Below are 6570 nucleotides of genomic sequence, written 5' to 3' on the forward strand. Positions count from 1 at the left end.
AAGCGATGCGCAGGACGAAAAACAGACGATCAGCTTATCTGTGGGCCAACCGATTACCCCACTAAACCTCAATCTTTACGCCAACCTGCTACATCAAACCTGGTGGAATGCAGACGCCTCCACGACCGCCAACATCACTGCAGGTTTTAATGTTGATATTGGTGACTGGAGAGATATCTCTATTTCTACGTCATTCAATACAACCCATTACGAAGATAAAGATCGCGACAACCAGATTTACCTGTCGATTTCGCTCCCCTTCGGTAACGGTGGTCGGGTTGGCTATGACATGCAAAACAGTAGCCACAGCACCACACACCGCATGTCGTGGAACGATACGCTGGATGAACGTAATAGCTGGGGCATGTCTGCCGGACTGCAATCCGACCGTCCTGACAATGGAGCCCAGGTGAGCGGTAACTATCAGCACCTGAGTTCAGCGGGTGAGTGGGATATTTCTGGTACCTATGCCGCCAATGATTACAGTTCCGTCAGCAGCAGCTGGAGCGGTTCTTTCACCGCAACCCAATATGGTGCAGCGTTTCATCGCCGCAGCTCCACCAATGAACCACGCCTGATGGTCAGCACCGATGGCGTGGCAGATATTCCGGTTCAGGGCAATCTCGACTACACCAACCATTTTGGCATTGCGGTGGTGCCGTTGATTTCCAGTTACCAGCCTTCCACCGTGGCGGTGAACATGAATGACTTACCCGACGGCGTAACAGTTGCAGAAAACGTTATCAAAGAAACGTGGATTGAAGGCGCGATAGGTTACAAATCACTGGCTTCCCGTTCCGGTAAAAACGTTAACGTCATCATTCGCAACGCCAGCGGTCAGTTTCCTCCCCTCGGAGCGGATATCCGCCAGGATGACAGCGGCATTAGCGTGGGGATGGTTGGCGAGGAAGGACATGCCTGGTTAAGCGGAGTCGCTGAAAATCAAAAGTTTACCGTGGTCTGGGGTGATAGCCAGCATTGCTCGCTCCATCTTCCTGAACATATGGAAGACACCGCAAATCGCCTGATTTTACCTTGTCATTAATTAAGGAAATGAAAATGACATTTATGAAAGGACTACCCCTTTTGTTGTTGGTTGCCAGTCTGTGCAGCCACGCTGCACTACAACCCGATCGCACTCGTATTGTGTTTAACGCTAATGATAAAGCTACCAGTCTGCGGGTGGATAATCGTAGCGATAAACTCCCCTACCTCGCTTATTCCTGGCTCGAAAATGAAAAAGGGGAGAAAAGCGATGATCTTCTGGTCGCCCTGCCGCCGATACAACGTCTGGAACCGAAAGCAACAACGCAGGTACGGATAGTAAAGCAAGCCTCGACCACAAAATTACCGGGCGATCGCGAAACGCTATTTTTCTACAATATGCGTGAAATTCCTCCCGCCCCGGAAAAAAACAGCGACCATGCCGTTCTGCAAGTCGCCATTCAGAGTCGTATCAAGGTGTTCTGGCGACCGGCTGCATTACGCAAGAAAGCAGGAGAAAAGGTCGAACTGCAGTTACAGGTCAGCCAGCAGGGCAACCAACTGACACTGAAAAATCCTACCGCGTATTATCTGACCATTGCCTACCTGGGACGAAATGAAAAAGGCGTTCTCCCCGGCTTCAAAACCGTGATGGTTGCGCCTTTTAGTACGGTCAACACAAACACCGGAAATTATAGCGGCAGCCAGTTTTATCTCGGTTATATGGATGATTACGGCGCGTTACGCATGACGACGCTCAACTGCAGCGGACAATGCCATTTACAAGCCGTGGAGGCGAAGAAATGAGTGCTGGCAAGGGAGTGTTGCTCGTCATCTGTCTGTTATTTCTGCCGTTGAAGTCTGCGCTTGCCCAGAACTGCTACTTTGGTTCATCCGGTGGCTCGGTAGAAAAATCAGAAGCGATTCAACCTTTTGCTGTACCAGACAATGCCAAACTCGGCGATAAGATCTGGGAATCTGACGATATTAAAATAAGATCTGGGAATCTGACGATATTAAAATTCCCGTCTATTGTGACAACAATACCAACGGCAACTTTGAAAGCGAACATGTCTACGCATGGGTAAACCCCTACCCGGGGGTGCAGGATCGTTATTATCAACTCGGAGTAACTTACAATGGCGTTGATTATGACGCCAACCAGGGAAAAAGCCGCATCGACACTAACCAGTGTATCGACAGTAAGAACATTGACATTTATACCCCTGAGCAGATCATCGCGATGGGATGGCAGAACAAAATTTGCTCGGGTGATCCCGCTAATATTCACATGTCGCGTACCTTTCTCGCTCGCATGCGGTTATACGTCAAAATACGAGAAATGCCGCCGCATGATTATCAAAGTACGCTTAGCGACTATATCGTCGTGCAATTTGACGGTGCCGGTAGCGTTAACGAAGACCCTACTGCCCAAAACCTGAAATATCATATTACTGGTCTGGAAAACATTCGCGTGCTGGATTGCAGCGTCAATTTTTCCATTTCACCGGAAACACAGGTGATTGATTTTGGTAAATTTAATTTGCTGGATATTCGTCGCCACACAATGTCGAAAACATTCAGTATTAAGACGACAAAATCACAAAATGACCAATGCACCGACGGATTTAAAGTCAGTTCCTCCTTTTATACCGAAGAAACGTTGGTTGAAGAAGATAAAGCATTGTTGATTGGTAATGGTCTGAAGCTACGTTTGCTGGATGAAAACGCCTCGCCTTATACCTTCAATAAATATGCTGAATACGCCGATTTCACCAGCGACATGTTGGTCTACGAAAAAACCTATACAGCTGAACTTTCGTCCATTGCAGGTACCCCCATCGAGGCTGGGCCCTTCGATACAGTGGTGCTTTTTAAAATTAACTATAACTGATTTGCCATGATGCCCTTTGCAGCCGGAAAGGGCATCTCTTTCAGAAAATTGCTGATTTTCCCCTTTTCCTTGATTGCTGTTATTTTTTCCTAGCCCGGCTTTCTTTATGCTGTATCGATACACCAAAGAGAAAATAATGAGGGAGCGAAGGATGCCAGTTTTGCAGTGGGGAATGTTATGTGTGCTATCACTTCTCCTTTCTATTGGTTTCCTCGCGGTACATCTCCCGGCGGCGCTATTACTTGGGCCGATGATCGCCGGGATCATCTTCAGTATGCGCGGAATTACTCTGCAACTTCCCCGCTCCGCTTTTCTCGCCGCGCAGGCCATTCTTGGCTGCATGATTGCGCAAAACCTCACTGGTTCGATTCTCACCACGCTGGCCGCCAACTGGCCGATCGTGCTTGCTATTTTACTGGTGACGCTGCTTTCCAGCGCCATCGTGGGTTGGTTATTGGTGCGCTATAGCTCACTGCCTGGAAATACCGGTGCCTGGGGTTCTTCTCCAGGCGGCGCAGCGGCAATGGTCGCTATGGCGCAAGATTACGGCGCAGATATTCGCCTGGTGGCGTTTATGCAATATCTGCGAGTGCTGTTCGTCGCGGGGGCCGCTGTTCTGGTCACCCGCATGATGCTGGGTGATAACGCTGAAGCGGTTAACCAGCAAATCGTCTGGTTCCCGCCAGTGAGCATTAATCTCCTGCTTACGATTTTGCTCGCAGTCGTTGCCGGTACGGCGGGATGCATGCTGCGTCTTCCTTCCGGCACGATGCTCATCCCGATGCTGGCGGGCGCAGTGCTCCAGTCTGGTCAGCTCATCACCATCGAACTACCGGAATGGCTGCTGGCGATGGCGTATATGGCAATTGGCTGGCGGATTGGTCTTGGTTTCGATAAACAAATCTTACTGCGGGCACTACGCCCGCTACCGCAAATCCTGCTGTCGATTTTTGCTCTGCTGGCTATTTGTGCAGGTATGGCGTGGGGACTGACCCGGTTTATGCATATTGATTTTATGACTGCCTACCTCGCCACCAGTCCCGGCGGGCTTGATACCGTGGCGGTCATCGCCGCAGGGAGCAATGCCGATATGGCGCTTATTATGGCGATGCAAACCCTGCTCCTGTTCAGTATTTTGCTGACGGGGCCAGCCATTGCGCGGTTTATTTCAACCTATGCGCCGAAGCGGTCGGCCTAGTGCTGGCAGCCTGGACACCAGTAAAACGGGCACGAGGACAACGTGGTTTTCTCAATGATGCCGCCACAGCGTTCGCACAGTTCGCCATCACGATGAAAAACCTTAAAGCGAAACAGCGCCCCATGATGCTTATTCTCATCCACCTGCCCCCGCGTAGCGTAAGAAAACCGAGGAATCTCCAGTAACGCGTGTGCGAGTGCATCCAGTTGCGCCGCATTGAGATCTTTCGCTTTATGATTTCCAGTCAACCCAACCTGCCAGAGGATCTCCACCCGCAAATAATTGCCAAGCCCAGCCAGAAACGCCTGATCGAGCAGTAATCCTGCAAACTGACGGTTACGAAAGCGCGGCGACAATAACCGTTCCTTTACCACCTCCGGCGTCAGATTCGGATCCAGCACATCGGGACCAACGCGTTGTAAAAACGGATGCGTGGTCAGTTGTTCCGGCCTTAACATCTCAATATCCGAGGCGCTATAAAGCAGAATGGTTTTGTCAGCCGTTTGCAGTTTTACCCGCAATACTCGCGTGGTCTGCGGCTCTTCGCCGGTATCAACCACGCGCCAGACGCCGTAAAGCTGATTATGGCTGTAGAGCGTTAAACCGTTGGGAAAATGAGTTAACAACGCCTTACCACGCGTTTCCACATGGGTAACGTGTTGACCGATAAGTTGTGATTGATAAGTTTTTAACTGCGGGAAGGCAAACCAGACATCAGTTAGTGGTTTGCCTTTGATCGCCGCCTCCAGGTTATCCGCTGCACGGCGGATCTCCGGGCCTTCAGGCATGGTGATATCCTTTTTTCATTCTTTATTAAGCGGGGTTATGCTGCGACAACAATCCCCTTTTTGGCAAATGTAGCTCGTAATCGGCGGGCGAACGCCAGAGCGTGCTCACCGTCGCCATGCAGGCAGACCGTTTGCGCCGCGACCGTTGCCCATTTGCCGGTGATACTTTTGACTCTGCCGTGTTGCACCATCTCCAGCGTTTGCGCCAACGCCTGTTCTTCGTTTTCAATCAACGCGCCTGGCTGACTTCGCGGCACCAGCGAGCCGTCAGCCTGATAACCGCGATCGGCAAACACTTCCTCGCGCGTTGTCAGGCCATATTGCTTGCCTGCACGAATCAGCTCGCTTCCTGCCAGCCCAACGAGAACCAATGCCGGATCGCAAGCGTATACCGCTCTGGCGATGGCGTCTGCCAGTTGTGCTTCTTTCGCCGCCTGGTTGTACAACATGCCGTGCGGTTTGACATGACGCATTACGCCGCCTTGCGCACGGGCAATCGTTGCCAGCGCGCCAATTTGATACAGCGTCTGGGCGTAAACGGTTTCCGGCGGCAGCTGCATGGCGCTGCGACCAAAATTTTCCCTGTCGGGAAAACTCGGGTGAGCGCCAATCGCGACACCATTTTTTATTGCTTCACGCACGCAAGCCTGCATGGTTTGCGCATCGCCTGCATGAAATCCACAAGCAATATTGGCAGAGGAAACCAGCGTTAATAGCTCTGCGTCGCTGGCGCAGCCTTCGCCCAGATCGGCGTTCAGGTCAATTTTCATTGTGCAGCCGCCACGCTAATTGTTCAAAATAACGTTGCTGATCTTGCCGCGCTTTCAGTGCCTCTTCCAGTGAACACTGGACAAAATGAATCGGCTGACCGAGCGGAATTTGCGCCAGATGGTACATATCAGCCTCAATGATACAGGCAATACGTGGATAACCACCGGTGGTCTGTGCATCGTTCATCAACACAATCGGCTGCCCGTTATGCGGCACCTGCACCACGCCCGGTAACAAACCGTGAGATAACAGTTCGCGATCGGTGATGCGTTTTAAAATTTGCCCCTGTAAGCGATAGCCCATTCGGTTACTTTGCGAGCTAAGCTGCCAGGGCGAACGCCAGAATGCATCCTGCGAGGCGCGATCGAACTCATGATATTCCGGCCCCGGCAAGGCGCGAATGCGGTTGCCCCACAGCAGCTGTTTAACGCCCTGCGCTTCCATAAAATCACGCTTCGATTTGCCAATCGGGAGTCGGTCACCATCCTTCAGTAAACGGCCTTCCAGCCCGCCAATCCCCACTTTGAGATCGGTGCTGCATGACCCCATTACCGGCGGAACATCAATACCACCCGCGACCGCCAGATAACTGCGCATCCCGTGCTGCGGGCGTTTAAGCGTTAAACGCTGGCCTGCTTTCATCGGCAATCGCCAGCCGGTCCAGACGGCGTTATCATCCAACCGCGCTTCGCAACCTGCACCCGTCAGGGCAAACCACCCATCAGTTTCGAACTCAACTGTTAACTGACCGAGCGTGATCTCCAGCGCGGGGGCATTGGCGTCATTACCCACCAGCAGGTTAGCAATGCGCAGCGCAGGCATATCCAGTGCGCCACAGTGGCTGATACCCGACTGGCGAAAACCGTGACGACCGCCATCCTGCACAGTGGTGTACATGCCCGCACGAATAATCTTCAGCATATTCCCTCCTTCTG

Annotated in this window: 6 protein-coding genes and 1 pseudogene; 4 read left to right on the forward strand and 3 right to left on the reverse strand. The window is 51.8% G+C overall.

All coding sequences use genetic code 11. From position 1 onward, the window contains the following. The 4 genes and pseudogenes from ACUU1M_RS17775 to ACUU1M_RS17790 all read left to right on the forward strand — a co-directional run. Positions 1-1045 (forward strand): fimbria/pilus outer membrane usher protein (locus ACUU1M_RS17775; RefSeq protein WP_449144715.1); only part of this gene is annotated, 1045 nt, incomplete at its 5' end. A gap of 14 nt (positions 1046-1059) precedes the next feature. Further along, positions 1060-1791 carry a fimbrial biogenesis chaperone gene (locus ACUU1M_RS17780; protein ID WP_000143529.1) on the forward strand — a complete coding sequence of 244 codons (732 nt, stop codon included), beginning with the start codon at positions 1060-1062 and terminating at the stop codon, positions 1789-1791. Continuing rightward, positions 1788-2878, forward strand: a pseudogene (locus ACUU1M_RS17785) (fimbrial protein). Before ACUU1M_RS17780 ends, ACUU1M_RS17785 begins: the two are co-directional and overlap by 4 nt. A gap of 151 nt (positions 2879-3029) precedes the next feature. Further along, the gene (locus ACUU1M_RS17790) at positions 3030-4076 is read left to right on the forward strand and encodes an AbrB family transcriptional regulator (protein WP_005073403.1); all 1047 of its coding nucleotides are present in this window, start codon (positions 3030-3032) and stop codon (positions 4074-4076) included. Here ACUU1M_RS17790 and nei read toward each other — a convergent pair. Genes nei through pxpC form a run of 3 tightly spaced genes read right to left on the reverse strand, consistent with a single transcriptional unit; the run spans position 4073 to position 6556 of the window. After that, positions 4073-4864 carry an endonuclease VIII gene (gene nei / locus ACUU1M_RS17795; RefSeq protein ID WP_001114015.1) on the reverse strand — a complete coding sequence of 264 codons (792 nt, stop codon included), beginning with the start codon at positions 4862-4864 and terminating at the stop codon, positions 4073-4075. The genes ACUU1M_RS17790 and nei overlap by 4 nt on opposite strands. 35 nt (positions 4865-4899) lie before the next feature. Beyond that, positions 4900-5634, reverse strand: a complete 735-nt coding sequence (gene pxpA, locus ACUU1M_RS17800; protein ID WP_000687145.1) for a 5-oxoprolinase subunit PxpA — start codon at positions 5632-5634, stop codon at positions 4900-4902. After that, a complete protein-coding gene (gene pxpC, locus ACUU1M_RS17805; RefSeq protein WP_000912720.1) occupies positions 5624-6556 on the reverse strand; it encodes a 5-oxoprolinase subunit PxpC in 933 nt (310 codons plus the stop codon). The genes pxpA and pxpC overlap by 11 nt, the downstream gene beginning before the upstream one ends. Positions 6557-6570: the final 14 nt, after the last annotated feature.

This window comes from Shigella sp. SIG6, assembly GCF_053555815.1.